Annotated in this window: 22 protein-coding genes and 1 tRNA gene; 12 read left to right on the top strand and 11 right to left on the bottom strand. The window is 30.9% G+C overall.

The window, feature by feature from the left end:
* The first annotated feature begins 1 nt into the window (after position 1).
* The 6 genes from L2Z92_RS09295 to L2Z92_RS09320 are packed head-to-tail and all read left to right on the top strand — an operon-like array spanning position 2 to position 8,730.
* Complete coding sequence (locus L2Z92_RS09295; protein ID WP_236458548.1) at positions 2-1,333, top strand: lysine N(6)-hydroxylase/L-ornithine N(5)-oxygenase family protein; 1,332 nt, start codon at positions 2-4, stop codon at positions 1,331-1,333.
* Between the two features lie 10 nt (positions 1,334-1,343).
* Positions 1,344-2,459 (top strand): heparan-alpha-glucosaminide N-acetyltransferase domain-containing protein, encoded by a 1,116-nt coding sequence (locus L2Z92_RS09300; RefSeq protein WP_236458550.1) that lies wholly within the window; start codon positions 1,344-1,346, stop codon positions 2,457-2,459.
* A 1-nt stretch (position 2,460) separates the two neighbouring features.
* A complete protein-coding gene (locus tag L2Z92_RS09305; RefSeq protein ID WP_236458551.1) occupies positions 2,461-4,881 on the top strand; it encodes a GNAT family N-acetyltransferase in 2,421 nt (806 codons plus the stop codon).
* Between the two features lie 10 nt (positions 4,882-4,891).
* Positions 4,892-5,512: a GNAT family N-acetyltransferase gene (locus L2Z92_RS09310; RefSeq protein ID WP_236458552.1), complete on the top strand. Its 621-nt coding sequence runs from the start codon at positions 4,892-4,894 to the stop codon at positions 5,510-5,512.
* Positions 5,513-5,514: 2 nt separating this feature from the next.
* Positions 5,515-7,302: an IucA/IucC family protein gene (locus L2Z92_RS09315; protein ID WP_236458553.1), complete on the top strand. Its 1,788-nt coding sequence runs from the start codon at positions 5,515-5,517 to the stop codon at positions 7,300-7,302.
* Positions 7,303-7,332: 30 nt separating this feature from the next.
* Positions 7,333-8,730, top strand: a complete 1,398-nt coding sequence (locus L2Z92_RS09320) for an MATE family efflux transporter (RefSeq protein WP_236458555.1) — start codon at positions 7,333-7,335, stop codon at positions 8,728-8,730.
* Here L2Z92_RS09320 and L2Z92_RS09325 read toward each other — a convergent pair.
* From L2Z92_RS09325 to L2Z92_RS09335, 3 genes are read right to left on the bottom strand one after another with little or no spacing between them, the layout of a single operon-like run.
* Entirely contained in the window at positions 8,714-9,574 is an 861-nt protein-coding gene (locus L2Z92_RS09325) for a DUF6438 domain-containing protein (RefSeq protein ID WP_319800405.1), read from the bottom strand. The genes L2Z92_RS09320 and L2Z92_RS09325 overlap by 17 nt on opposite strands.
* Entirely contained in the window at positions 9,571-9,855 is a 285-nt protein-coding gene (locus tag L2Z92_RS09330; RefSeq protein WP_236458556.1) for a hypothetical protein, read from the bottom strand. Before L2Z92_RS09330 ends, L2Z92_RS09325 begins: the two co-directional genes overlap by 4 nt.
* 6 nt (positions 9,856-9,861) lie before the next feature.
* Positions 9,862-11,301: a nucleoside recognition domain-containing protein gene (locus L2Z92_RS09335; protein WP_236458558.1), complete on the bottom strand. Its 1,440-nt coding sequence runs from the start codon at positions 11,299-11,301 to the stop codon at positions 9,862-9,864.
* Between the two features lie 147 nt (positions 11,302-11,448).
* Here L2Z92_RS09335 and L2Z92_RS09340 point away from each other — a divergent pair, with 147 nt between their 5' ends.
* A complete protein-coding gene (locus tag L2Z92_RS09340) occupies positions 11,449-14,397 on the top strand; it encodes a S8 family serine peptidase (RefSeq protein ID WP_236458559.1) in 2,949 nt (982 codons plus the stop codon).
* 105 nt (positions 14,398-14,502) lie between these two features.
* Here the strand turns inward: L2Z92_RS09340 and L2Z92_RS09345 are convergent, their stop codons facing one another.
* From L2Z92_RS09345 to L2Z92_RS09365, 5 genes are all read right to left on the bottom strand, one after another.
* Positions 14,503-15,216, bottom strand: a complete 714-nt coding sequence (locus L2Z92_RS09345) for a 3'-5' exonuclease (protein WP_236458561.1) — start codon at positions 15,214-15,216, stop codon at positions 14,503-14,505.
* Positions 15,217-15,240: 24 nt separating this feature from the next.
* Positions 15,241-15,522, bottom strand: a complete 282-nt coding sequence (locus tag L2Z92_RS09350) for a hypothetical protein (RefSeq protein WP_236458562.1) — start codon at positions 15,520-15,522, stop codon at positions 15,241-15,243.
* Between the two features lie 9 nt (positions 15,523-15,531).
* Positions 15,532-16,689, bottom strand: coding sequence for a serine hydrolase domain-containing protein (locus L2Z92_RS09355; RefSeq protein ID WP_236458564.1), 1,158 nt, complete (start codon positions 16,687-16,689; stop codon positions 15,532-15,534).
* A gap of 59 nt (positions 16,690-16,748) precedes the next feature.
* A complete protein-coding gene (locus tag L2Z92_RS09360; protein ID WP_236458566.1) occupies positions 16,749-17,219 on the bottom strand; it encodes a methylated-DNA--[protein]-cysteine S-methyltransferase in 471 nt (156 codons plus the stop codon).
* Positions 17,220-17,295: 76 nt separating this feature from the next.
* On the bottom strand, positions 17,296-17,736 hold the full coding sequence (locus tag L2Z92_RS09365) for a DUF1573 domain-containing protein (RefSeq protein WP_236458568.1): 441 nt from the start codon (positions 17,734-17,736) through the stop codon (positions 17,296-17,298).
* Between the two features lie 176 nt (positions 17,737-17,912).
* On the opposite strand from L2Z92_RS09365, the gene L2Z92_RS09370 reads away from it, so the two are divergent.
* On the top strand, positions 17,913-19,181 hold the full coding sequence (locus L2Z92_RS09370; RefSeq protein ID WP_236458569.1) for a sensor histidine kinase: 1,269 nt from the start codon (positions 17,913-17,915) through the stop codon (positions 19,179-19,181).
* Positions 19,174-19,857, top strand: coding sequence for a response regulator transcription factor (locus L2Z92_RS09375; RefSeq protein ID WP_236458571.1), 684 nt, complete (start codon positions 19,174-19,176; stop codon positions 19,855-19,857). The genes L2Z92_RS09370 and L2Z92_RS09375 overlap by 8 nt, the downstream gene beginning before the upstream one ends.
* Here the strand turns inward: L2Z92_RS09375 and L2Z92_RS09380 are convergent.
* Entirely contained in the window at positions 19,854-20,267 is a 414-nt protein-coding gene (locus L2Z92_RS09380) for a c-type cytochrome (protein WP_236458572.1), read from the bottom strand. The two genes, L2Z92_RS09375 and L2Z92_RS09380, sit on opposite strands and share 4 nt — an antisense overlap.
* Before the next feature lie 154 nt (positions 20,268-20,421).
* Between L2Z92_RS09380 and L2Z92_RS09385 the strand changes: the two genes are divergently transcribed.
* Both L2Z92_RS09385 and L2Z92_RS09390 read left to right on the top strand, forming a co-directional pair.
* Complete coding sequence (locus L2Z92_RS09385; RefSeq protein ID WP_236458574.1) at positions 20,422-21,354, top strand: HU domain-containing protein; 933 nt, start codon at positions 20,422-20,424, stop codon at positions 21,352-21,354.
* A 73-nt stretch (positions 21,355-21,427) separates the two neighbouring features.
* Positions 21,428-21,937 carry an acyl-CoA thioesterase gene (locus tag L2Z92_RS09390; protein WP_236458575.1) on the top strand — a complete coding sequence of 170 codons (510 nt, stop codon included), beginning with the start codon at positions 21,428-21,430 and terminating at the stop codon, positions 21,935-21,937.
* A gap of 44 nt (positions 21,938-21,981) precedes the next feature.
* On the opposite strand, the gene L2Z92_RS09395 is transcribed toward L2Z92_RS09390, so the two are convergent.
* Together L2Z92_RS09395 and L2Z92_RS09400 are read right to left on the bottom strand one after the other, a co-directional pair.
* Complete coding sequence (locus tag L2Z92_RS09395; RefSeq protein ID WP_236458577.1) at positions 21,982-22,677, bottom strand: ABC transporter ATP-binding protein; 696 nt, start codon at positions 22,675-22,677, stop codon at positions 21,982-21,984.
* Between the two features lie 47 nt (positions 22,678-22,724).
* A complete protein-coding gene (locus L2Z92_RS09400) occupies positions 22,725-24,194 on the bottom strand; it encodes a DUF5687 family protein (RefSeq protein WP_236458579.1) in 1,470 nt (489 codons plus the stop codon).
* 259 nt (positions 24,195-24,453) lie between these two features.
* Here L2Z92_RS09400 and L2Z92_RS09405 point away from each other — a divergent pair.
* A tRNA-Leu gene (locus tag L2Z92_RS09405) sits at positions 24,454-24,539 on the top strand.
* The last annotated feature ends 528 nt before the right edge of the window (positions 24,540-25,067 follow it).

Here is a 25,067-nt window from a genome sequence, read left to right on the forward strand (position 1 = left end):
AATGCAAAATACAACATACGATTTTATAGCAGTAGGAGTAGGTCCATTCAATTTAGGTTTGGCTTGTTTAACACAACCAATAAAAGATATAAACGGTTTGTTTTTTGATAAAAATGAATCATTCAATTGGCATCCAGGCATGCTTTTAGAAGATACAACCTTACAAATTCCATTTCTTGCTGATTTGGTCACTCTTGCTGATCCAACGAGCCCTTTTAGTTTTCTAAATTACATCAAGGAACAAGGAAAAATGTATTCGTTCTATATTAGAGAAAACTTTTTGTTGTTAAGAAACGAATACAATCAATATTGTCAATGGGCAATAGAGAAAATGTCGAATATTTATTTTAATACTGAAGTAATTCAAATTGATTATAGCGAATCGGAAGCTTATTATATGGTGACAACCAAATGTACAAAAACGGAAACGATAACGATTTATACGACTAAGAAAATTGTTTTAGGAACAGGAACGTCTCCACATATTCCAAAATCGTGCCAAAACCTGAAAGAAAATGCAATTCATTCTGCAAATTATCTTCAAAACAAAAGCGAACTTCAAAAAAAGAAATCCATCACTGTTTTAGGAAGCGGGCAAAGTGCTGCTGAAGTGTTTAATGATTTACTACAAGAAATAGATACGTATAATTATCAACTGAACTGGATAACACGTTCGCCTCGCTTTTTCCCAATGGATTATAGTAAGCTAACCTTAGAAATGACTTCTCCTGAATATGTTGACTATTTCTATAATTTACCAGAAGAGAAAAGAGATGAACTATTAAGTAGTCAGAAATTGCTATATAAAGGAATCAATAAAGATTTGATTGGAAGTATATTCGATACTATTTATCATAAAAAAGTAATAGGAGCTATCGATGTGAATTTGAGAACCAATTCAGCATGCATTCAATCCAATTATGATGAGGAATCTGAGAAATTCAATTTAGAATTACATCAGGTAGAACAAGATCAAAAATACCGTCATACCACAGAAGCTTTAGTTTTAGCAACAGGTTATAGTTATAAGTTACCGGGATTTTTAGAAGGCATTTCAGAACGCATCCTTTGGGATAAAAAAGGAAGATTTGCAACCAATAGAAATTATAGTATTGATGCAAATGCTGCTGAAATTTTTGTGCAAAATGCAGAATCGCATACGCATGGTTTTGTAACACCCGATTTAGGTATGGCTTGTTATAGAAATTCCTATATTATTAAAGAAATTACTGGGATAGAATACTATCCAATTGAAAAAAGAATTGCTTTCCAACAATTTGAAGTAACAAAAGAAGAAGCGATTCACTCGGAAGCTTTTGAATTAATCTCATAAACAAGAATACATGAAAACCCTTGAGAAAAGAATTACTGCTATTGATGTGGCTCGTGGAATAAGCGTTTTGTTTATGATTATTATTCATACGATGTTAATTTATGGTGATTTGGAGACGCAAAACCATACTATTCTTGGAGAAATTGTGCTTTGGTTAGGTAGAGGAACAGCGATGTTTCTTATTACCATGGGAATTTCTTTCGTACTCTCTAGAAGACAATCATTTACAGCCGTTTCTAAACGAGCCTTGTATATTTTAGGAATAGGATATGGAATGAATTTATTAAAGTTTATTGTTCCAGAATTTGTGTTTGGAGGTTTGCCCACAGCTTTTGTAGAAGCTTACGGATTAACTTCTCAAACACTTGAAGCAACACTGTTTTTCTTATTGTTAGGTGATATTTTACAATTAGCAGGAATCACATTATTCCTTATGGCAATAATCAATCATTTTAGTAGTAGTAAATACGTGCCCTTACTTATTGCAACCATCATTCTTTTTGTTTCAAAAGAGGTAAGTGGTTTCCGTATAGATGTTTTAGGAATAAATTATATATGCGATTTGTTTTTTAGCGATCAATTCAACGTTTATTTCCCTGTTTTCCCTTGGAGCGCTTTTATATTAATAGGAATGTTTTTAGGGAGATGGTATAAAGAGACTAATGAAAATAAAGCACAATTCTTTAAAAACACACTTAAAGTAGGTTTGTTTTCTGTGGTAGTTGGTGGTCTATTAAATTTTACAAATCCATCCTATCATTTTGCAGATTATTATCATTTGGGACCAGGTGGAACAATTCTTCTATTAGGGATAAACCTTCTTCTTCTTTGGAGCATAAATAAACTAGTAGTTTTCTTTGGAGAACGAAAAACAATCTTTAAAAGAATAAGTTTCTATAGTAAAAATGTAACAAGTCTCTATGTAATTCAATGGGTAATCATCAACTGGGGAATGTATGTTTTTGGGTTTTGGAAACACCAACAAGGAATGGTTTTACTACTTATTCCATTAATGATTGTACTCACAACGCTGGTGCAAATCGCCTATTCCTATGTTAGAAAACAAATACAATTATCAATAAAAGAAATAAAAATAGCTCCTAAAAGAATTTTTAAATCAACATAAGATGAAAATAGGAAATGCATTCAAAAAAAGAAACGGAATTGTTTTTACCAATTTCATTTCAGACTTAGGGTCAATTTCATTTAGACCATTAAATACAGAAAAAGATATACCAATCATTCACAATTGGGTCAATCAAGAATATGCTCAATATTGGGGAATGTTAGGCAAAAGCTTAGAAGAAGTAACACAAGAGTATGAAAAAATAACCCAACATTCCGATGTCTTTATCGGATTAGTTAACGGAATGGTTTCGTTTCTTTTAGAGCGCTACAATCCAAGAAAAGACGCAATCGGAGATTATTATAAAGTACAAGAGTATGATTGTGGAATGCATGTTATTGTGGCTCCAGTAGCAAAACCCATACATCAATTTACATGGCATGTGTTTACGAGTATCATGAAATTTATTTTTAACGATTTAACCATACAAAGAGTAGTGGTGGAACCCGATGTTAGAAATGAAAAGATGTTTGCTATTTGTCAGAAAGTCGGTTTTGTAAACGATGAAATAGTAAAATTGCCTCATAAAACAGCTCAATTAGCCTTTTGTACCAGAGAACAATTTGTTAAGAAAATAGATTCACAATATTTAAAAGAAACAGCCATGCATTATAAAAATCAAATTGAATATCCAGAACAAGCGATTCAACATATCAAGCCAGAAACATGGAAAAAAGCCAATAGATTATTAGTAAGAAAGGCAATTTGCGAATTCTCTCATGAACAATTATTACAACCTATTTTAGTAAAAAAAGAAAAAGATTGGAGTGAATATAATTTGTTTTCCAACAACAATCAAATTGAATATTCCTTTAGAGGAAAAGCATTAGCCTTGAATCATCTTGGCATCGATAGTCAGTCCATAACAAAAAAAGAAGATGGAAAACCAAAAGAAATAGATGCTATTCATTTTCTATCCGAATTTAAAGAAAATATAGGCATAAGTGAAGAGCAATTCCCATCTTATATTGAAGAAATTATCAGTACATTATATGGAAGTGCGTACAAATTAGAAAAGAAAGCGCCCTCTGCAAAAGATTTAGCTACTTCTGATTTTCAAACCATTGAACAGTCAATGAATGAAGGGCATCCAGGTTTTGTTGCGAATAATGGTAGAATTGGCTTTAACAGTATGGATTACAAAGCCTATACACCAGAAACAGGAAATCCATTTCAAATTCTGTGGTTAGCAGGTCATAAAGACAGAACGGTTTATGCAGGAACAGAAGAGTTAGCCTATCAAAAACTCATTCATCAAGAGTTAGAAGAACAAACTATTGCAACTTTCAATCAAGTGATAAAAAGCAAAGGAGAAAATCCAGAAGACTATTTCTTTATTCCAGTGCATCCTTGGCAATGGTATAATAAATTAGCGAATATTTTTTCACCAGAAATAGCCAAAAATAAGTTGATTTGTGTGGGTTATGGACCAGATTTGTATCAAGCACAACAATCTATTCGTACATTATTTAATGTAAGTAACCCAAAAAAATGCTATACCAAAACGTCGCTTTCTATATTGAATATGGGTTTCATGCGCGGTTTGCCTGTTTACTATTTAGGATCAGCTCCAGAAATGGCAAAATGGCTTGAAAATTTGTTAGGTAGTGATGCTTATTTGCAAAGCGTAAACTTCGGAATGTTAGGTGAGATTGCTTCCATTAGCTACATTAACCCTTATTTTGATCATTACGGAAAACACAATCCTTATAATAAAATGATAGCTTCTTTATGGAGAGAAAGTCCTGTGGCTTATCTTAAGGAAGGCGAACAATTAATGACAATGGCTGCTTTGTTACATATTGATAAAGAAGGAAATGCCTTATTGCCAGAAATTATAAAAGCGTCCAATTTAACGGTAGATAATTGGTTAAAAGAATATTTTAAAGTCTATTTAAGTCCGTTGTTGCATTGTTTCTACGAATACGATTTGGTTTTTATGCCGCATGGCGAAAATCTAATTTTAGGATTTAAAAACAACATTCCTGTGCGTTCTTTTATGAAAGATATTACAGAAGAAGCGGTGATACTAAATCCAGAAGTTGAAATTCCAGAAAACATCAGTAGAATCTATGCTGAGGTTCCAGAAAACGTAAAACTATTATCCATTTTTATTGATGTTTTTGATGGTTTCTTCCGCTTCATGTCGAGTATATTAGTCGAACAAATTAATTATAATGAAAATCGTTTTTGGGAGCTCGTTGCAGAATGTGTTACAGCATATCAAGAAACACAACCACAGCTTGCAGAGAAGTTTGAACGTTATGATATGTTCGAAACGCAATTCGAATTGTCCTGTTTAAATCGTTTGCAAATTAATAATAATAAAACAATGATCGATTTGGATGATCCTGTTGCTTTGCTTCAATTTCAAGGAAAATTAGAAAATCCAATTGCTCAATTTAAAAAAATAACGGCTTAAATACTATCGTATGACCAATACAAATAATATTGAAACCGGCATTAAACCGACATCTTTTAGAAAAGAAAGTGTTGTTTTTAGCAAGAAGATTCCAACAGTTGGCTTGTTTGAATTGCGACCTATAAATATAGAGGAAGACAGTATAATGATTCATCAATGGGTACAAAAAGAATACGCAATCTATTGGGAAATGACAAATTTCACCTTAAATGAAGTGAAATTGGCCTATCAAAATATCATTGAAAAAGCGCAAGTATATATAGGATTATATAATGGAGAAATGACTTTTTTGTTAGAATGTTACCATCCTAAAGAAGATATAATTAGCAAGTATTATAACGTGGAAGAAGGTGATAAAGGAATGCATATTTTGGTAGCACCTACAGAAAAACCAATCAAAGGTTTCACTTGGGCAGTTTTTACTACTATTTTAGACTTCATTTTTAAAGATAAAAACACCAAAAGAATTGTGGTAGAACCAGATGCTCGCAATCATAAAATACATCAGTTGAATAAGAAAGCAGGTTTTGTTTTTCAAAATGTACTCGAATTGCCACATAAAAAAGCACATTTAGAATTTTGTACACGAGAAGACTATTATAATGCTTTAAAAACACACGAAAAGAATTAATTATGAGTCAAAAAACACAAATTGCGCCAACTGAAAGCATTCAACATATAACAAAAGAGAATTGGAACAAAGCCAATGTCATTTTAGTAAAAAAAGCATTGAGTGAATTTGCCCATGAATTGCTAGTTAATCCAATATTGATTAATGAAAATACTTATGTGGTTTCAACTTCAGATGAAAAAGTAAAATATACTTTTAAAGCCAATATACTTTCTCTAAATCATTGGTCAATAGAAAATAATTCAATCCGAAAATTCATTCTAGAAGAAGAAGTCGCCCTTTCATTGACGAAATTTATTATCGAGTTTAAAGAAGTTTTAGCTATTTCAGAAGTACTTTTACCTACTTATTTAGAAGAAATAACAAGCACTATTTATAGCGTTGCTTTTAAGATTAGCAATCAGAAATTCACTTCGAAAGAATTAGTAGCTCATGAGTATCAAGAAATAGAGCACGCAATGACAGAAGGGCATCCATGTTTTATTGCGAATAGCGGAAAAAACGGATTCAATTGTCTCGATTTTATGAACTATTCACCAGAAGCGAATGCACCTGTTAAATTAATTTGGTTAGCGGGACATAAAAGTAGGGCTACTTTTTCATGTATTGAATCTTTAAGCTATGGTGCGTTAATTCGTCAAGAGTTAGCAATAGATGATTATGTTGCTTTTCAAAATAAGATACAAGAAAAAGGTCTCAATATAGAGGACTATTATTTTTTTCCTGTGCATCCTTGGCAATGGTATAATAAATTAACGCTAATTTTTTCCCATGATATTGCTTTAGATTATCTAGTGTGTTTAGGTTACGGAAAAGATGATTATTCGGCACAACAATCCATTCGTACGTTTTTCAACACAAGCAATCCTGAAAAGTTTTATGCAAAAACCGCTTTATCAGTGGTGAATATGGGTTTCATGCGTGGACTTTCTCCTTACTATATGGAAAGTACACCAGCGATTACACAATGGGTTGATGATTTGGTGAAAAATGATACTTATCTGCAAGAAAAAGGATTTACTTTATTAGGGGAAGTGGCAACATTAGGTTACAGAAATTTTTTATATGAACCATTAGGCAGAGCTATTCCACATAATAAAATGTTAGCTACACTTTGGAGAGAAAGTCCAATTCCGAAACTAAAAGAAGGGCAAAAATGCATGACGATGGCTGCTTTGTTACATGTGGATAATGATGGAGAAGCTTTTATTAAAGCATTAATCGATTCTTCTGGAATTTCAGCAGAAGAATGGATAAGTCGTTATTTAGAGTGCTATTTGTCGCCATTATTACATTGTTTTTATAAACATGAAATGGTTTTTATGCCTCATGGCGAAAATTTAATCTTAATTTTTGAAAACAATATTCCTGTAAAAGCAATTATGAAAGACATTACAGAAGAAGTAATGATTTTTAATCCAAATACTCCTTTGCCAGAAAAAGCAAAACGTATTAATATCGACATGGATGAACCGCTTAAAATATTATGTCTGCAAAATGATATTTTTGAGTTTTTCTTTAGGTTTTTAGTTGCAATTCTTCATGAAAATAAGGTGTTGCATCAAGATGACTTTTGGAATTTGGTTTCCCATTGCATTTCAGACTATCAAAAAGTTCATCCAGAATTGGAAGAGCAATTTATGAAGTATGATTTATTTGTTTCAGAATTTGATGCTTGTTGCTTGAATCGTTTACAATTAAAAAACAACAAACAAATGTTAGATTTAACAACACCAACCGATAGTTTACAGTTTGTGGGAAAATTGAAAAACCCAATACATAGAATATAAAAAGAAGAGGAATTCTTCTGTATAGCAACAATGAAAAAGAAAATTAGCTTTTTAAAAGAAGTAATAAGCGGTAAAGAGGAGTACGACTTCACAACCATCGATTTAAACAAGGCCATTCTATTGTTAGCCATTCCAATGATTTTGGAATTAGTCTTGGAATCGGTTTTTGCTTTAGTCGATTTGTATTTTGTAGGGCATTTAGAAAATAGTAACCTAGCGATACAAATTATTGGTCTAACAGAATCGGTCAATACTATAATTTATTCCATCTCTATAGGATTGAGTGTTGCTGCAACTGCAATAGTTTCTCGAAGAGTAGGAGAAAAGAAGCCTAAAAAAGCCGGAAAAGTGGCGATGCAATCTATTTTTATTGCTTTAGTCATTTCTATATTCGTGAGTGTTCTTGGAGTTTTGTTTGCAGAAGAATTATTTACCTTTCTAGGAGCATCAGCAGAAAGTAGAGCGTATGGAATTTTGTATCCTAAAATTATTTTTGCAAGCAGTTGTTTTATTATTCTACTTTTCCTTATCAACGGAATTTTTAGAGGCATTGGTAATCCAGCTTTGGCAATGAAAAGCCTTTGGTTTGCTAATATTTGTAATATCATTTTATGTCCCATTTTAATTAATGGTTGGGGAATAATTCCAGCCATGGGAATCGTAGGTGCTGCTTTAGCAACAGCAATCGGAAGAGTATTAGGTGTGTTTTATCAATTGTATTTTTTGTTTTTCAGAGTGCATTTAGTAACTATAAAAATAAGATATATATTACCCAAATTCGAACTCATAGCAGCATTGATAAAAGTGGCTACACCAGGAATAATGCAATATGTGATTGCTTCTTGTAGTTGGATTTTTTTATCGCAGATTGTTGCCAAAACAGGAGGGGAAAACGGATCATCAGGTTTTCAAACGGCTATTCGAATTATGATGTTTTTTATGTTACCCGCTTGGGGATTGAGTAACGCAACAGCTACATTGGTCGGATTAAATTTAGGAGCAAAAAACAAAGAAAGAGTGAGAGAAGCAGTGGTTTTAACTGCAAAATACACTATGATTTTCTTAGGTTGCGCAATGACGCTGTGTTTGGTTTTTGGAGAAGCTATGATTCGTTTCTTTACCAATGATGAATATATTATTGAAATCGCCTATTCTGCATTAAAAATTGTGAGTTATGGTTATTTATTTTATGGTGTTGGTATGGTACTTAATAATGTGTTTAATGGAGCAGGAGATACTATGACACCAACATGGATAAACCTTATCGGATTTTGGGTAATACAAATTCCTTTGGCATACCTACTTTCCTACACCTTCAAACTAGATGCATTAGGAGTTTTTATTGCCATTCCAATAGCAGAAGCATTAATCACCATTATGAGTGTAATAATGTATCGAAGAGGGAAATGGATCAACGTGAAGGTTTAGTCTTATTCTTTGTTAATAAAATTGGATTGGCCCCAATGAAGTTGTAGCCCATGTCTATTGTTTTTGTAGTATTGTCATTATAGTAAAATTTATAATAACGACAATCGGTTTCTATTTTGCTAAAAAGAAAACCTTGATTCCCATAAGAAAAGTTTAAAGTGTATGTTGGATTGAAAGATGTCTCACTTTCTTTACCTTTTCTTAATTCTAAATCAAGCAAAAAGAGTTCAGAATTATATAATGTATGTTTAATTAGTTTATTTTCAAAGGAAGGAAAATGAAGACGGTTGTCAAAGATGAAATTGTAATTATTCTTTTGTTTTATTTTTTGATATAAATAACTCAACTCATTATAAGCTACATAAAAATCGATAGGAGCTTTTCTACTGCAATCTTGTATTGTTTTAATGATTTTTCCGTTTTTTAAAAACGTAATTGAATTGTTTTGAGAATCGGGTGTTTCACAGGGATAATAATTGTTCATCTTTAAGATATCAATTTGATCAAATTTTTTAAATATTTGAGTAGTAATGTTTAAATCTAACTGAGCTACAAAATCTTCTTCATTAGTATTGTAACCTAACCCTTTAAAATACATTTCTCCTTTTCTATTGATATAAGTTGTATTTATTCCACAACATCCAAATCCTTTTTCTCTATCTACAATAATAGCGTCGTATAGTTTAGAATTATGGTGAATGTTTCTCTTTTTTACTAGGTTATATTTTTCTTTGTTTTCCTTTTCAAGAATCAGATTATCATGATTTAGAGTTTTTATTTTATGTTTTATCCAAATTGAATCTGCTAAATCCCAAAAAAATAATGTAGAGTCTTTTACCTTTATTTTGTCTTTGTACCAAGAAAGTGTAAGGTGTTAAACTTCATGGCTGTTGTGTCTCGGTTAAAAGATAGTACGCTCATTTTTGTTGGGACATATTCATAAAATCCAAATTTGTATTCTAGAATACTATCGTTTATTATATTTAAACTAAAGTTTTCTTTTTCAGAAGTATCATCAGTAATTAAATGTTCATCAAAATACCAATTACCAATTAATGGATTCTCCATTTTCTTTTCACAAGAAAACAATAGGGAGATTGAAAGTATGAAGAAATATTTTTTCATTTTATTTTAAAAAAACCAACTAGCCACTAAAATACCTGTAATTACACAAATTAAATCCACTAGAAGCATCATTCCTAAAGTGTAACGTGTGTTTTTAATACTTACAGAACCAAAATAAACAGCAATAACATAGAAAGTGGTTTCGGCACTACATTGAAAAATACAGCTTAGTCTTCCAGCAAAAGAATCTGGTCCAAAAGTACGCATAGCATCAATCATAAAACCACGTGAACCACCAGAACTAAAAGGTCTTAAAATAGCAACAGGTAAAGAATCGGTAACTTGTTTCGAAACACCCATATGTGCAAACACAAATGAAATTCCATGGCTTATAATTTCAAATAAACCACTGTTTCTTAATAATGAAATAGCGACTAACATTCCCATAACGTAAGGAAAAATCATGACACCTGTTTTTAAACCATTGTTAGCACCTACAACGAAAGTATCAAACATTGTCGTTTTTTGAGCTGTGAATTTTTTCTCATTGATAAATGAAAAGACTAAAGTGAAACCAATAATTGTTAATAATAAAACACCAGATAAGTTAGCAGTAAAATAATTTTTACCAATTAAGTCTAACGTATTTACATAGAATAATAGACCAACAATAGCACCAATAAGTCCCATTAAAGCAGCTAAAAGTGAGGCGCTCTTAAAATTGATTTTTTGTTTCATTCCAACAAGTAAGAATGCAGCAATTGTACCAACAAATGAAGTAATAATACAAGGTAACATCACATCAGCTGGATTGGCAGCATTTTCAGCAGCACGATAACCAATAATAGATGTTGGAATTAATGTTAAACCAGCAGCATGCAAGCACATGAACATGATTTGGGCATCACTTGCTTTGTCTTTGTCTTCGTTTAATTCTTGTAAACTTTGCATGGCTTTTAATCCGAAAGGTGTTGCCGCAGAATCTAAACCTAAGAAGTTTGCTGCAAAATTAAGCGTCATATATGAAATGGATTCATGATCTTTAGGAAGCGAAGGAAAAACTTTAGCAAACATTGGACTCAATTTTTTAGCCAATTTTTCAGATGCTCCAGAAATAATAAGCAATTCCATAATTCCGCAGAAAAAAGCTAAATAAGCAATCAAAGGAAGTATTAAGTCCAACAAACTGCTTTTACACATTGGTAACAATCCATCCGATTGTTGCACACCGCTATAAATTTTTACTGATTGTTTGTTATAAATATAAGTAGTGTCTGAATCTTTAGTGTTTCTGTTTAAAATAAAAGCTTTATCAGAAGATTTTTGAATACTATCTTGAATAAATTGAGGTATATCTTTTAAATATTTTTCAGAAATTAGAATAGGTTCTCCTTGTTTTCCATTCAAAACATAATCAATAGAATAATATTTTGAAGTAAACAAACCAATAATAATAAAGGCAATTGAAGAAACAAAAATTGCTAACCAAAATCTACTTAATACCATTTCATTTTTTTTGTAAAGATACAATTTAAGCTTAAAAAACATAAAACATAATTTAGTTAAGGATATTATTGTTTTTTGTGTAAAAAAAAGTGTTTTTACTTATTAAAGTGTTAATTTTGCAAAACTTACTATTAAAAAATGTTTTTTATGAAAAAAAATATACTTAAAGTTTCATTGTTGAGTTTCTTTTGCTTTTCATCTTTAGCACAAACGAAAGACGATGTAGCAAAAATTATTAAAAATTACGATGTTGAAACGATAAAGGAAAAGACTATATATTTCGAAAGCTTAGAAAAAAGAGAAAAAGAATTAGCTGTTGCTGAAGCATTGAAAAAGGGTTGGCCAATTATAGTTCAAAAAGAAGATGGAACTTATGAAGAATTAATGCGACTAACACCAGATGGTGTACCCGTTTATTTTGCTTCACAAAATGCTAATGCTGCAAAATCAACAAGAGCAGTGCATTTAAACTCAGGAGGTACTTTGGGGTTGAATTTAAATGGAGAAAACATGGTTGCTCGTGTTTGGGACGGTGGTACAGTAAGAAGAACACATAATTTATTTGAAAATAGAGTAACAACTGTTGATGATGTATCTGGAACAACTTATAGTTCACATGCAACGCACGTTACAGGAACAATTTTAGCATCAGATGCTTCTGCTTCAACAAAGGGTATGGCTTATAATGCTACAGGTAGGACTTTCAACTGGACAAATGATGAAAGCGAAGCGACTAATGAAGTTTTAGGAGGAATGTTAATTTCTAATCACTCCTATGGTGTGCCTATAACAAGTAGTTCAGGTGCAATTCAACCTGCTTGGTATATTGGTGCATATACAAGTGCAGCAAGAAACTGGGATGAGATATCGTATTTAGCACCCTATTATTTACCAGTAATGTCTGCTGGAAATGATGGTAATAATAACGATAATTCGAACCCTATTGCTAATGGTTTTGATAAATTAACAAGTGATAAAACTGCAAAGAATAGTTTAATCGTTGCAAATGCTCAAGATGCAAATGTATCACCAGACGGTACGTTAAATAGTGTTTCTATTAGTTCGTCTAGTAGTCAAGGGCCAACAGATGATAGAAGAATAAAACCAGATATTACAGGAAACGGAGTATCACTAACATCTACTGATAGTGGAAGTGATACAGCTACAGGTACTAAAAGTGGAACGTCTATGGCTAGCCCAAATGTTGCAGGTACTTTGTTGTTGGTGCAACAACATTATAAAAATGTTACCAATAACTTTATGAAAGCGGCTACTCTAAAAGGTCTTGCTTGTCATACAGCTGATGATGCTGGAGCGATTGGTCCAGATGCGAAATTTGGTTGGGGATTATTAAATGCTAAAGCAGCGGTAGAAGCAATTACAAATAATGGATTAACATCATGGGTTTCTGAAGAAGAATTGATGCAAAGTCAGACTTTTACAATGACAGTGAAATCGAATGGAGGAACAAACAATCCTTTGATAGCATCAATTACTTGGACAGATGTTCCTGGTGTTGCAAAAACCAATACTGTAGAAAACGATCCGTTACCTATTTTAGTTAATAATTTGGATATTAAAGTGACTAGAAATGGGACAATATACTATCCTTGGAGATTAGAAAGTAATCCAAATGTGCCTGCAACTAGACTTACTGATAATAATGTGGATAATGTTGAGGTTGTTAGAATTGATGCGCCTGATGCAGGAGATTATGTGATAACAGTAACTCATAAGGGTAATCTAGTTAATAATAAGCAAGATTATTCATTAGTGGTTACAGGGATATCTTCTGGTTTTTCGCTAACCTCTAAATCTGACAACTTAATAGTTTGTGATACGCAAGATGCAATTTATACTTTTGATTATAAACAAACAGGAGTAGGTACAACTAATTTTTCGGCAACAGGATTACCAGCTGGAGCAAACGTGGTATTTAGTCCTACAAGTTTAAATACAAACGGTACTGTGACCATGACATTGTTTAATCTTACAAATGTTGCTCCAGGAGAATATAATGTAGGGATTCAAGGAGATAATGGAATTGAAACTGAGATTAGAACAAAAAACTTAAAAATATATTCAGCTAATTTTCAGCCAGTTGTTTTAGATTCTCCAGTAAATTCTCAAAATACAGTTGCAACAACAGTAACTTTAAAATGGGTAGAGCATGTTAATGTTGAATCCTATAATTTACAAGTATCAACTTCTTCAAGTTTAGCAGCACCATTAGTAAATGAAATTGTTACGGGTGATAGTTTTCTTGTTACAGGATTAAATGAAGAAACGAATTATTATTGGAGAGTTGTACCTTCTAATAGATGCGGTACCGATTTAGTAACAAATGTAACAATTTATAATTTTGAAACGGGTAAATTAACATGTGGTTCTTCTTTTTCTGCTACAGATTTTTCAAATAATATTATTGAGATAACCGCAAATAGTATTGCTACTGTGCCTATTGAAGTTTCTGGAGGTATTGTGATAGGAGATCTAAATGTTACTCTAGATTTGACACATACTTATATTCAAGATATGACTTACTATTTAGAAGGACCAGCTTCTATTGGAAGTCCAGTCGTAACTTTATTTAAGCAACCATGTGGAAGTGAGGATGATATTAATTGTACTATTGATGATTCAGGAGTTAATTTCACTTGTAGTGGTACTGCACCTGCTATTTCTGGAACAGTAAAGCCTTTTGAAACGTTGAGTGCATTTAATGGTTTGGTAGCAGATGGAACTTGGGTTTTAAGAGTTGAAGATCCTTTTAATGGAGATGGAGGAACAATAAACGCTGTTGCACTTTCATTCTGTAATATTGAGCAAGCATTGAGCATTGAGAGTAATGTGTTTTCAGATGTTAGAATATATCCAAATCCTGCAAAGAGTAGTATTAGTATCGATTTAAATAATTCTATTACTGGTGAAGTTGGTTATGCTTTATATGATATTCAAGGAAGGTTAATTCTGAATAAAAAATCGTCAACAGCGATAACAAATTTAAATGTAGAAAACCTTACAGAAGGCGTTTATTTATTGGTTATTGAAACTGAGAACGTAAAAACAACAAAGAAGATTGTTGTGAAGAGATAAAATTTTTTACAATATTATAGGATAACAAAAAAGAGCTAGGAATAGCTCTTTTTTTTGTGTTTGTTAAAAATAAGCCTCTTAAAAAAAGAGCTAGTAAATGAATGTTTATACATGAATAATCTCATCGTCAATTAATAAATCTTCTCTTCTAAATCTAAGAAAGATTTGTGCCACAGCAATAACATCTTTTTCACAATAGGTAATAATTCTATCAATATCGTTTTCTATATAAAAAACATGTGCAACTTCACTACCGTCGATGTCATCTTTTGGAGAAGGAACTCCTAAAACTTTTGTAAGTAGTTTTAAAGAAGTAAAATGTTTAAAATCTCCAAATTTCCATAACTCAAGAGTGTCAAGGTGAGGTACTTCCCAAGGCTTTTTACCAAATAAATTTAATTTATCAGGCAAGGGAACAGAATTGATAATCATGCGACGAGCCATAAAAGGAATATCAAACTCTTTTGCATTATGGCCGCATAAAACATGTTGTGGTTGGTTGAAATGATTGTTCAGTAAGTTGGAAAAATCTTGAAGTATTTTCTTTTCTTCTCCCCAAAAACTAGTCACTCTAAAGTTTCGGATGTCTGCTTTATTAGTAAAATATCCAACAGAAATTGTAATAATCTTACCAAATTCAGCCCAAATTCCCGCTCTCTCATAAAAATCTTCAGCAGTTACTTCGTCTTTTCTTTGGTATTGTGTTTTGTGTTCCCATAGTTTTTTTGTTTCTTCATCCATACCTAAATAACTATTATATTCTGGTACAGTTTCAATATCTAAAAATAGTATATTGTTGAGGTTTATTTTTTCAATCATTTAGTATTGTTTTGAAAATAGAATTTAAAAAATATTATATTTTATCATCATTGCTAAAGTTACTACAATAACAAAAAGAGAAGTATACAGTCGAGTAACTTTCCTATTGTTTTTTTGCATTCGTTCTTTTATTTCGTTCTTGACTTTGTTTAGTTTTTCTTCAGAAACAGGAGGAATAGGATTTTCTTCATTAAGAGACGCTTCACTCAAACTGTTTTTTCTTGTGTCTAATTTTTCTCGACGATTATTTTTCTTGTAATCATTGATTTTTTGTCGGTTATTTAAACCAGAAAAATGACTATTCATAACTGGACGTTATTTTCTTTGAGCTAACATTTTATAAGCTTCGTTAACATAGATATAAAGATCGTTACTATGAGGGTCAGTTTCAGTTTGAAGTCCTTTAATATGTCCTAAACGAACTATAATTAAATTGTCTTCTGGGATTACAATAACAAATTGTCCTAAATGACCTCTCATGTAGAAAAGTTTTTTATTGTTTATTGTTTGCATCCAAAAACCATATCCATATTCTGGACTTTCTAGGAAACGTGGAGTAATACATTTTTGAACAAAACTAGAATCTAATAGTTGTTTCCCGTTCCAGCTACCGTTATTTAAGTAAAGCTTTCCGAAACGAGCAAAATCTCTTGCATTACTAGCAATGCAGCAATAGGCTTTTTCAATTCCATCTGGTGCATGATCTAATTGCCATAGCGCTTCATTTTCAGCTCCCATAGGTTGCCAAAAATGTTTAGAAACATAATCAGAAACATATTCTCCTGTTGCTTTTTCAATACACATGGCAAGTAATTGTGTAGCCCCACTTAAATATTTGAAAGATTGTCCGGGCTTCTTATTAATTTCTAATCCAAGAATAACCTTTTTTAAATCATTATCAAAATAAGCTCTTGTAACAATAGAAAATGGACTATAATATTTTTCATCCCAACTTAACCCTGAAGCCATAGAAGATAAATCACCAACAGTAACATCTTTAGCAAATTCTCCTTTAAGTTCTGGAAAAAAATCGGTTACTTTCTGGTTTAAGTCTTTTATTTTACCTTCCATTATTGCTTTTCCAAGTGCCATTGTAATGATACTTTTTGCCATAGAAAAAGAATTCGATTTAGAATCTTTGGTGTAACCATCGAAATAGCTTTCATGAAAAAGACTATCATTTTGAATGATTAAATAGGAAGCGGTTTTTAGTTCTTTGTGTGTTTTTTCTAATGCTTCGGTTGCGGGGATTGTATTATAGTCTTTTGAAAGATTCCAAGGTTGTGCTGTTCCTTTTTTAATTTCTCTATTTGGAAAATGAGTATAATCTTCTAAAAAAGCCGTTGTGTATCTTCTAAAATAGATGGTTCTAACTGCTCTAAGGAGATAATCTACATCAAAAATATACATTAGTATAATTACGGAAACCAAAAATAAGGCAAGCCATTTAAAAAACTTTTTTATTAATTTCATGTTATGTTTGTGAATTTATAAGCATAAAAGTAATGAAAAAGTATACGTTTTTAAAATTTTCAGAAAAGACTTTGTTGCTTAACTGGGTTTTCATGATCAATTAACCATTTCTTTCTCCATAAACCACCAGCATATCCAGTAAGAGAGCCGTCTGTACCAATAACACGATGGCAAGGAACAACAATCCAGAGAGGATTTTTTCCATTAGCAGAAGCTACTGCTCTAATGGCTTTAACATCTCCAAGTTGTTTTGAGAGATCTAAATAGGAAATTGTTTTTCCATATGGAATTTCTAATAAGGCTTTCCAGACTTTCTTTTGAAAATCGGTGCCCTTTGGATTTATTTCAAAAGTAAATTGAGTTCTATTGCCTTCAAAATAATCATTTAATTGACTAACTGCTTCTTTAAGTTCTAGCGGTATTTCTTTCGAGATTTCTCCTTCTTGTAAAATAGAAATCACTGAGACTCCATTTTCGTCTCCTTTAATCTTAGCAGTCCCTAAAGGTGTGTTTATAAAAGCAGTTTCCATTTTATAAAGATAAAAAAAACCATCTTAATAAAAAGATGGTTTTTCGTAAGTAAGATATAAAAAAATTGTTGTTTTATTATTTAAACATTACTGATTTTTCATTTTCAGTAATTACTTTTCCTTTGATAACCAAAACTTTTGGAGCAGCACCTTCTTCACTAGTTGTTACTGTTACAGTTTTGTGGAAATTTCCTGGAGCAGCAGCATTATAAGTAGCTGTTACCATTCCTTTTTCTCCTGGTTTAATAGGAGTCTTTGTGTAATTAGTAGCAGTACAACCACAAGATGGTTTTACGTTAGTTACTAGAATTGTTTCGCTTGTGGTATTTGTGAAAGAGAATTCATATGAAACTGGCTTCCCCTTTTCAATATCACCAAATTCATGAGTTTCGTTAGCCCATTTAATTGCAGAAGTTTTAGTTTGTGCAACTGTAGAAGGAGCTTTTGTAACTGCACTTTGTGCAAATGATATAGTCGAAATGAATAATGCTACTATAGATAATTTTATCGCTTTCATATTTTTCAATTTTATATTTAATAATTTTGTTCTACAAATGTAAAAACTAATAATAACTTTGTTGTTAATCAACTTATAATGATTGTTAATGACTTGTTAACAGAGATGGAGTTGAATTAAAATCATGTAATATTATAGAATAATTATGAATTATAACACTCAATATATTATTGTAGATGAAATTAACCAAGTTTAATGTAGTAATACTTATAGGTTTTCTTGCGATTTTAGGAGTCGTAATAATGCAAGTCTTTTTGCTTAATCAAGCGTATTCATTCGAAAAGAAAGAGGTAGAGAGTAAGATTCATTATGCTTTACTTGATGTTGTTGAAAGGATATATGTAGATAATAACACGGAATTGATTGTTAATAATCAAATTAAAAAAGTAGCTCATAATTATTATGTGGTTAATGTTAATGATGTTTTTGAGAATAATATTCTAGAATTCTATTTGAAGAAAGAATTTAATAAAGTAAACCTAGGTCTGGATTTTGAGTATGCGATATATGATTGTGGCTCTAATAATATGGTCTATGGAAATTATATTGCAGCAAATGGACAGGCGAATAAAAAATGTGAAGATTGTTTTACTGGAAATCAAGATTTGACTTATTACTTTGCGGTACGTTTTCCTACCTTAAACCAAAATTATTTTAATAGTTTAAAACAATATTGGTTGTATACTCTTGTTTTGTTTTTTGTGTTAATAATATATGTATACTCGGTATTGTTAATGTTGAAACAAAAAAGATACACTGTTTTACAGAATGATTTCATTAATAATATGACACATGAGTTTAAAACACCATTGGCTTCAATATTAATTGCATCTAATTATGCTAACTCGCAACAGGAAATTAAAGATAGTCCTAAGTTATCTAAATATATCGCGATAATTATAGCGCAAAGTCAAAAGTTAAATGAACATATAGAACAGATACTTTCGTTAGCTAAAACGGATAGTCATAATATAGAGTTGAATAAAACTAAAGTAGATTTAAATAATATATTTAGATTAATAAAAGAAAATATAAGTTTAAAATATCCGAAAGAGATTTCATGTTTATTGCTTTTTCCTAAAAATTATTATGTTATGGCTGATGAGTTTCATTTTTATAATATACTTTATAATATTGTAGATAATGCAATTAAGTATACGCCTGAGAACCCAGAAGTGACAATTATGGTGAATGAAAATCAAAAATATATAGATTTATCAATTACAGATAATGGTGCAGGAGTTCCAGAAAAAGATTTGCCCTTTATTTTTGATAAATTTTATAGAGTAGAAAGAAAAGATAGTAAAGAGATTGAAGGGTTCGGAATTGGACTTGCTTATGTGAAAAAGATTTGTGAATTACATAATTGGAAAATAAAAGCAGATTCAACATTGTCGGGTTTAACGATTTTAATTCAAATTCCAAAAACAGATATTTATGAGTAAAAAGCGAATTTTATATGTAGAAGATGATGAAACATTGGCTTTTTTAACGGCTGATAATTTAGAACAGCATTTTGAAGTAATTCATTGTGGTAATGGGGCAGATGCGTTTCAGAAATTTTGTAATGAAGAGTTTGATCTGTGTGTGTTAGATATAATGCTGCCAGATATGGATGGTTTTGAAATTGCAACAGAAATTAGAAAAAGAAATGAAGAAATTCCAATCATTTTTCTTTCTGCAAAGACAATGAAAGAAGACCGAATAAAAGGGTTAAGGCTTGGAGCAGATGATTATCTAGTAAAACCCTACTCAATAGAAGAATTGATACTTAAAATTGAAATTTTTCTTAATAGAAGTCAAAAAGTAATAGAGAAATCAAATAAAGTGTATGTAATTGGTTCTTTTGAGTTTGTGTATGAAAATTATTTTCTAAAAAGCGATAAAAAAGAAATCACACTTACAGAAAGAGAAGCGGGATTATTAAAGCTGTTTTTAGATAATACAAATACAGTTCTTAAAAGAGAAAAAATACTTACGTCTTTATGGGAAAATGATGATTATTTCTCAGGAAGAAGTTTAGATGTTTTTATTTCTAGATTACGAAAAATTCTTAAAGAAGAACCAAATGTTAAAATTGAAAATATTCCAAGAGTAGGATTTAAAATGGTTATTGATTAGTCTGCATAGCTTAGTATATAGCTCTCTAAAGCTTGAAGTTCTTTGTCTGACATTTTTTTAGTAATTGAAAAATTCGTTTTCATAATTTCATACTGAGAAGGATCTACAATCGGATCGCTCTCTTCTTTAAGAAAAGCTACAATGTTTGAATTTGTTGTTTTGTATAAATTAGCAATTTCTTTGATACTTGGTCCTATTATTTTTTTGTCTGGATTGTGGCAAGCGACACAAGTACCTTTTCCTTCAAAGAGTTCTTTTCCTTCGTTAATTAGTGGATTGGGTGTCGCTTCTGTTATTGAAACAGTTTGCTCTTCAGTTGATTTTCCGAAGTTTTCTTGTTCTTTGTTTTGACCACAACTAATAAGTAATAAAGTTGCTGTTACGGTAAGGCTCATAACTGTTTTTTTCATGTTCTTTAGAATTTGTTACTTTGAATATAGTCAAAGGTAAAACCAATTTGTAATATAGAAGATGATTTTTATCAGTTTCCTGAAAAAATAAAATTGTTAATAACATTTGTTGATAACATTTTGAGAATAGTATTGTTTACTTAACTTTGTAATTATGAAGTTAGATAAATACATATCCGATTTATTATATCGTTATCAATGTGTTACTGTTCCAGGTTTTGGTGCATTTGTAACAGAAAATCAGTCTGCACAGATAAGTGGTAGTGCTTGTACGTTCATTCCTCCAAGAAAAGTGATCTTTTTTAATATGAATATTAAGAATAATGATGGCTTGTTGGCGAATCATATTTCTTTACAAGAAAAAGTAACCTATGATGAAGCACTTGAAAAAATAAACGCTCAAGTAAGTGTTTGGATGGATTCAATTTATAAAAAAGATAGAATTGTCTTAAACAATATAGGAGATATATTTATAAACAGTGATCAAAAATGGATATTTGAGCCATCAACTTCTGTAAACTATTTAGTTTCATCTTTTGGATTAAATAGTTTTGTTATTCCAGAAATGAAGCGAGAAGCTTTAAAAGAGCAAGTTGAAGTTTTAGAAGCAAAAGTTCCTATAATTTTTACTGCTGAAAGAAAAAAGAGTTATTCTTTCTTGAAATACGCAGCAGCAATAACCTTGTTTTTTGGAGCAGGAACAGCAGCATATAAAATTCAACATGATCAACAAGTAGAAATTGATACATTTCTTGTAAAAAAAGAAGTGCAAAGAAAAGTGCAAAGTACAATCCAAGAAGCAACTTTCTTTATAGACTCTCCAATTAATCCTGTTGAACTTATTGTTAAAGAAGAAAAAGCATCTCCTTTTCATTTAATTGCAGGGGCATTTAGAAGTGAAGCAAATGCTAAAAAAGCATTGAAAATTTTAAAAGAAGAAGGGTATCCTGCTCATATTTTGAAACAGAATAGTAATGGATTAATTCCGGTTGCTTATTCGAGTTTTAAAACGGAAGAAGAGGCAGAAGTAGAAAAAAACAGATTATTAAAAGTAGATAAAGCAGATTGCTGGATTCTAATAGAGTAAAAAAAATCCCTTTTTGGGATTTTTTTATGTCTTGAATTCTAATTTGCTTGTTATCTTTGTAAAAAAAACAACAATGCATACAAAATATCCTTCGGAATCAGTTACTACATTAACAGACTTAGTGTTGCCAGGAGAAACAAACCCATTAAATAACCTTTTTGGTGGAGAGCTTTTGGCGAGAATGGATAGAGCAGCAAGTATTACTGCAAGAAGACATTCTAGAAGAATTTGCGTAACAGCTTCGGTAAATCACGTAGCGTTTAACAGAGCAATTCCATTAGGAAGTGTGGTAACGGTTGAATCTAAAGTGTCTAGAACGTTTAATACTTCAATGGAGATTTTTATTGATGTTTGGATTGAAGATAGAGAATCGGGTGTGAAGCATAAAGCGAATGAAGCGATTTATACATTTGTAGCTGTAGATGAGACAGGAAGACCAATTCAGGTTCCTCCTGTAGAGCCAGAAACGGAACTTGAAAAAGAAAGATATGAAGCGGCTTTAAGAAGAAAGCAATTAAGTTTGGTTTTGGCTGGAAAAATGAAGCCAAGCGAGGCAACAGAATTGAAAGCATTATTTAGCTAGATAAAAGCAACTGTCAGGATTAAAAAACCCTGACAGTTTTTATTTTATGCCGAAAAGAATGCTTCTAGTTCTTTTAATGTTTCTGTAGATGGAATAAGATCTTTAACGATGTTGCCTTTTTCCAAAACAACGATTCTATCAGAAACTTCAACAGTGTGTTGTAGATCATGACTGGATACTAAAACAGTTGTGTTTTTGTCTTCTGCTAAAGATTTAATAATTTTCTTTAATCTTATTTGTGTTGTTGGGTCAAGATTAGCAAATGGCTCATCTAAAATAACAACTTCAGGATTACCAATTAAAGCACCAACTATGCCTGCTTTTTTAGCATTACCTTTAGATAGATCTCTAAGGTGTTTTTTGTTGTTTAAAATTTCACCGTTGAAAAAATCCACATAATCTTTCAGGAAATTATCTACATCTGCTTTGTTCCATCCTCTTAGTTCTCCTATAAAGTAAAAATACTCTTCGGGTGTTAAATAGCCAATTAGAAACGTTTCGTCTATAAAAGAACTTGTAAAAACCTTCCAAGCTTCACTTGTGTTTATTTGTATTGAGTTTGATGTTATTTTACCGCTTGAAGGTTGAATTAGATCTAAAAGTAAGCTGAAAAATGTAGTTTTTCCAGCTCCATTATTTCCAACAAGACCAAAGCTTTGACCTTTAGGGATTTCTAAATTTTCTATATTTAATACGGTTACTCCGTTATAAGATTTCTGAATGTTTGAAACGTGTATCATTTTTATGTAATTCTAAAGTTAGAGAAAGTGTGATTAATAAGTGTATACTATTTTTTTTGTTTGTAAGCTTCAAGAGTGGCATATTTTTCTTTTTTGTAAATAGCTTCAATAGCTTTGAAAACTCTATTTTTAAAGGCAAAACCTAATATTCCAGTAAGTGCAACAAAAAGATAGCCATATTGCCAGCCTAATGTATAATGACCTATAGCATATACAATCATTGGTAATACAAGTTTCGGTAATGAAATTAAAAGTGTTTTTAAATTGAATGCTTTTTTATCTCCGAATGCATTTTTGTTTGATGTTAGGTCTATAGGTGTTTTGATGTATGCACCACCAAGAAGAACTAAATGGGAACTTACACCTATGTTAAAAATGGCTCCAACAATTATTGCAAAATAGACTTCCCAGCCAAAATATAAATAGAATGAAGCAAGTAGTGTAGAAATGATTGTTCCAATGACCATTAACCACCATTTTGAAGATAAATAATCTCTATAGGTAATGTTTTGTGTCATCATTAATGGGTAATAGGAACTGTCCCAGCTAGGAACAAATTGTCCAAAGTTTAAAAGAAAACCACCTGAAACAAATATACCCGCAAATATTTTCCAAACGGGAGCGTTGTAAGCTTCAATCGAATTGGTAAAAAACAATAATCCATAGAATAAAAACATCGAACTCATTATGAGAGTAGACTTTGCTCTTTTGTTTCTTTTTAAAAGACGAATGTCGTTTTTTAAGAATGTGCCTAAGCTTCCTAACTGATCTAGCCATGTAAGGTTTTCTGTAGTGGCATTGTCTTGTTTGATAGATAATCCTGCATCTAAGTATAAATTAGATTTAAAAAATGTGAAATTAAAATAATACAATACAGAAAGTAGTATTAAAGGAATGATTGTTAAAAAAGGTTGATTGTATATGTTTTCAAATGCAATATAAGTGTATTGTGTGATGTCGAAAATGTTGTAATACTGAAGTATTCCTAAAATAGCAAAAAGACCAACAACTGAGTAAAAAAGACTATCTTTTTTATCGATTAGAATAGCTATGAAATTATTGCAATAAATGATTAATAACATGCTTAAGCCCCAAATAAGACTACTAAATGGAGTGAAATCTTTTGTTATTAAAATAATAGTGAAAGGAATGAAGAAAAACCAATGGATAAAATTAAAGAATGAAAGGATGGTTTTATTCAGTGTATAATGAACAATACTATTTTTCTTTATATTCTGATTTAAAAATGGGCGAATAGTTAAAGAAGGCATTTTTTGAAAAAAGAAGCGAATTAGTAAATCCATAACTAAATAATAGATGATGAATTTGTTTATGGTTGGAAAAGGATCAAGTCCTGCTTTTTCTAGTAGGAAGTATGATCCAATACCTAAGCCGATAAAGGTTGCAATGAAATATATTGCGACAAAAGCCATTAGGATTTTTATAGCTATGTTAGAAGAGAAAGACGATGACCTAAAGAAGGCTTTCCATTCTAAAGTTATGAATTGTTTAATCATGTTTTAGGTTTTTGGTTTATTATAAGTAGTTATTAGTTGTAAATTGTTACGAATAATTTACAAAACATAATTTACAGAACATTGTAACTTGCTTAGTTATGCTCTTGTTTAAGAAAAAACAATGTTTTTTTGAAAAAACATTGTGAAAACAAAAAGAAGTGTTATATTTGCACTCGCAATAAGGAAGTAATCTTATTGAATATTTATTGAGAATAAAAGAATTGTAAATTAATTTATAATTCGCTACCAAAATTAATTTGCTTGAGTGGTGGAATTGGTAGACACGCTGGACTTAAAATCCAGTGGGTAGTAATGCCCGTGCGGGTTCAAGTCCCGCCTTGAGTACAAAAGCTTCAAACTTAGTTTGAAGCTTTTTTTTTTGTTTCAAAAAGTTTTTTTCGTCTCTTTTTTTGTGATTTCCATGTAGTAATGATAAATTTAATTGATTCATGTAAGATTCAATTGTTAATTGGATTTTATTTTACTTAGACAGTATCTTAATTCATTCTGACATTTTCATTCTTGTTACGTTTTTAAATTTAATGAATTTATTCTTCTTAAAATATATTGATGATTTTTTTCGGTTGATTTTTGTATAATAGAAGAATAAGCTTTTCTAGATATAAAAAAAGGAAAGTTATATTTTGCTTATTGATAATAATGATTAAGTAAATAAAATAAATTTATCTTAGATTAAAGATGTTATTCTAAATTTTAAGGCTATTTTAAAAATTACTCCTTATAAGTTTTTTGTTTTTGTTGCTAAATGAAAATACTTAGTGTGTTTTGCTAATCAGAATTGATTTTAGTGACTTAACTTGTATTTGGAGAGAATGATTTTTGTGAATCGATAAAAGAAACTGAAATTAAGTA

This window comes from Flavobacterium jumunjinense (genome assembly GCF_021650975.2).
GTDB classification, from domain to species: Bacteria; Bacteroidota; Bacteroidia; order Flavobacteriales; family Flavobacteriaceae; genus Flavobacterium; species Flavobacterium jumunjinense.

Excerpts from the sequence above, each read along its gene's own strand:
- L2Z92_RS09295 (WP_236458548.1), top strand. The coding sequence starts at position 2 with ATGCAAAATACAACATACGATTTTATAGCAGTAGGAGTAGGTCCATTC.
- L2Z92_RS09300 (WP_236458550.1), top strand. The coding sequence starts at position 1,344 with ATGAAAACCCTTGAGAAAAGAATTACTGCTATTGATGTGGCTCGTGGA.
- L2Z92_RS09305 (WP_236458551.1), top strand. The coding sequence starts at position 2,461 with ATGAAAATAGGAAATGCATTCAAAAAAAGAAACGGAATTGTTTTTACC.
- L2Z92_RS09310 (WP_236458552.1), top strand. The coding sequence starts at position 4,892 with ATGACCAATACAAATAATATTGAAACCGGCATTAAACCGACATCTTTT.
- L2Z92_RS09315 (WP_236458553.1), top strand. The coding sequence starts at position 5,515 with ATGAGTCAAAAAACACAAATTGCGCCAACTGAAAGCATTCAACATATA.
- L2Z92_RS09320 (WP_236458555.1), top strand. The coding sequence starts at position 7,333 with ATGAAAAAGAAAATTAGCTTTTTAAAAGAAGTAATAAGCGGTAAAGAG.
- L2Z92_RS09330 (WP_236458556.1), bottom strand. The coding sequence starts at position 9,855 with ATGAAAAAATATTTCTTCATACTTTCAATCTCCCTATTGTTTTCTTGT.
- L2Z92_RS09335 (WP_236458558.1), bottom strand. The coding sequence starts at position 11,301 with ATGGTATTAAGTAGATTTTGGTTAGCAATTTTTGTTTCTTCAATTGCC.
- L2Z92_RS09340 (WP_236458559.1), top strand. The coding sequence starts at position 11,449 with ATGAAAAAAAATATACTTAAAGTTTCATTGTTGAGTTTCTTTTGCTTT.
- L2Z92_RS09345 (WP_236458561.1), bottom strand. The coding sequence starts at position 15,216 with ATGATTGAAAAAATAAACCTCAACAATATACTATTTTTAGATATTGAA.
- L2Z92_RS09350 (WP_236458562.1), bottom strand. The coding sequence starts at position 15,522 with ATGAATAGTCATTTTTCTGGTTTAAATAACCGACAAAAAATCAATGAT.
- L2Z92_RS09355 (WP_236458564.1), bottom strand. The coding sequence starts at position 16,689 with ATGAAATTAATAAAAAAGTTTTTTAAATGGCTTGCCTTATTTTTGGTT.
- L2Z92_RS09360 (WP_236458566.1), bottom strand. The coding sequence starts at position 17,219 with ATGGAAACTGCTTTTATAAACACACCTTTAGGGACTGCTAAGATTAAA.
- L2Z92_RS09365 (WP_236458568.1), bottom strand. The coding sequence starts at position 17,736 with ATGAAAGCGATAAAATTATCTATAGTAGCATTATTCATTTCGACTATA.
- L2Z92_RS09370 (WP_236458569.1), top strand. The coding sequence starts at position 17,913 with ATGAAATTAACCAAGTTTAATGTAGTAATACTTATAGGTTTTCTTGCG.
- L2Z92_RS09375 (WP_236458571.1), top strand. The coding sequence starts at position 19,174 with ATGAGTAAAAAGCGAATTTTATATGTAGAAGATGATGAAACATTGGCT.
- L2Z92_RS09380 (WP_236458572.1), bottom strand. The coding sequence starts at position 20,267 with ATGAAAAAAACAGTTATGAGCCTTACCGTAACAGCAACTTTATTACTT.
- L2Z92_RS09385 (WP_236458574.1), top strand. The coding sequence starts at position 20,422 with ATGAAGTTAGATAAATACATATCCGATTTATTATATCGTTATCAATGT.
- L2Z92_RS09390 (WP_236458575.1), top strand. The coding sequence starts at position 21,428 with ATGCATACAAAATATCCTTCGGAATCAGTTACTACATTAACAGACTTA.
- L2Z92_RS09395 (WP_236458577.1), bottom strand. The coding sequence starts at position 22,677 with ATGATACACGTTTCAAACATTCAGAAATCTTATAACGGAGTAACCGTA.
- L2Z92_RS09400 (WP_236458579.1), bottom strand. The coding sequence starts at position 24,194 with ATGATTAAACAATTCATAACTTTAGAATGGAAAGCCTTCTTTAGGTCA.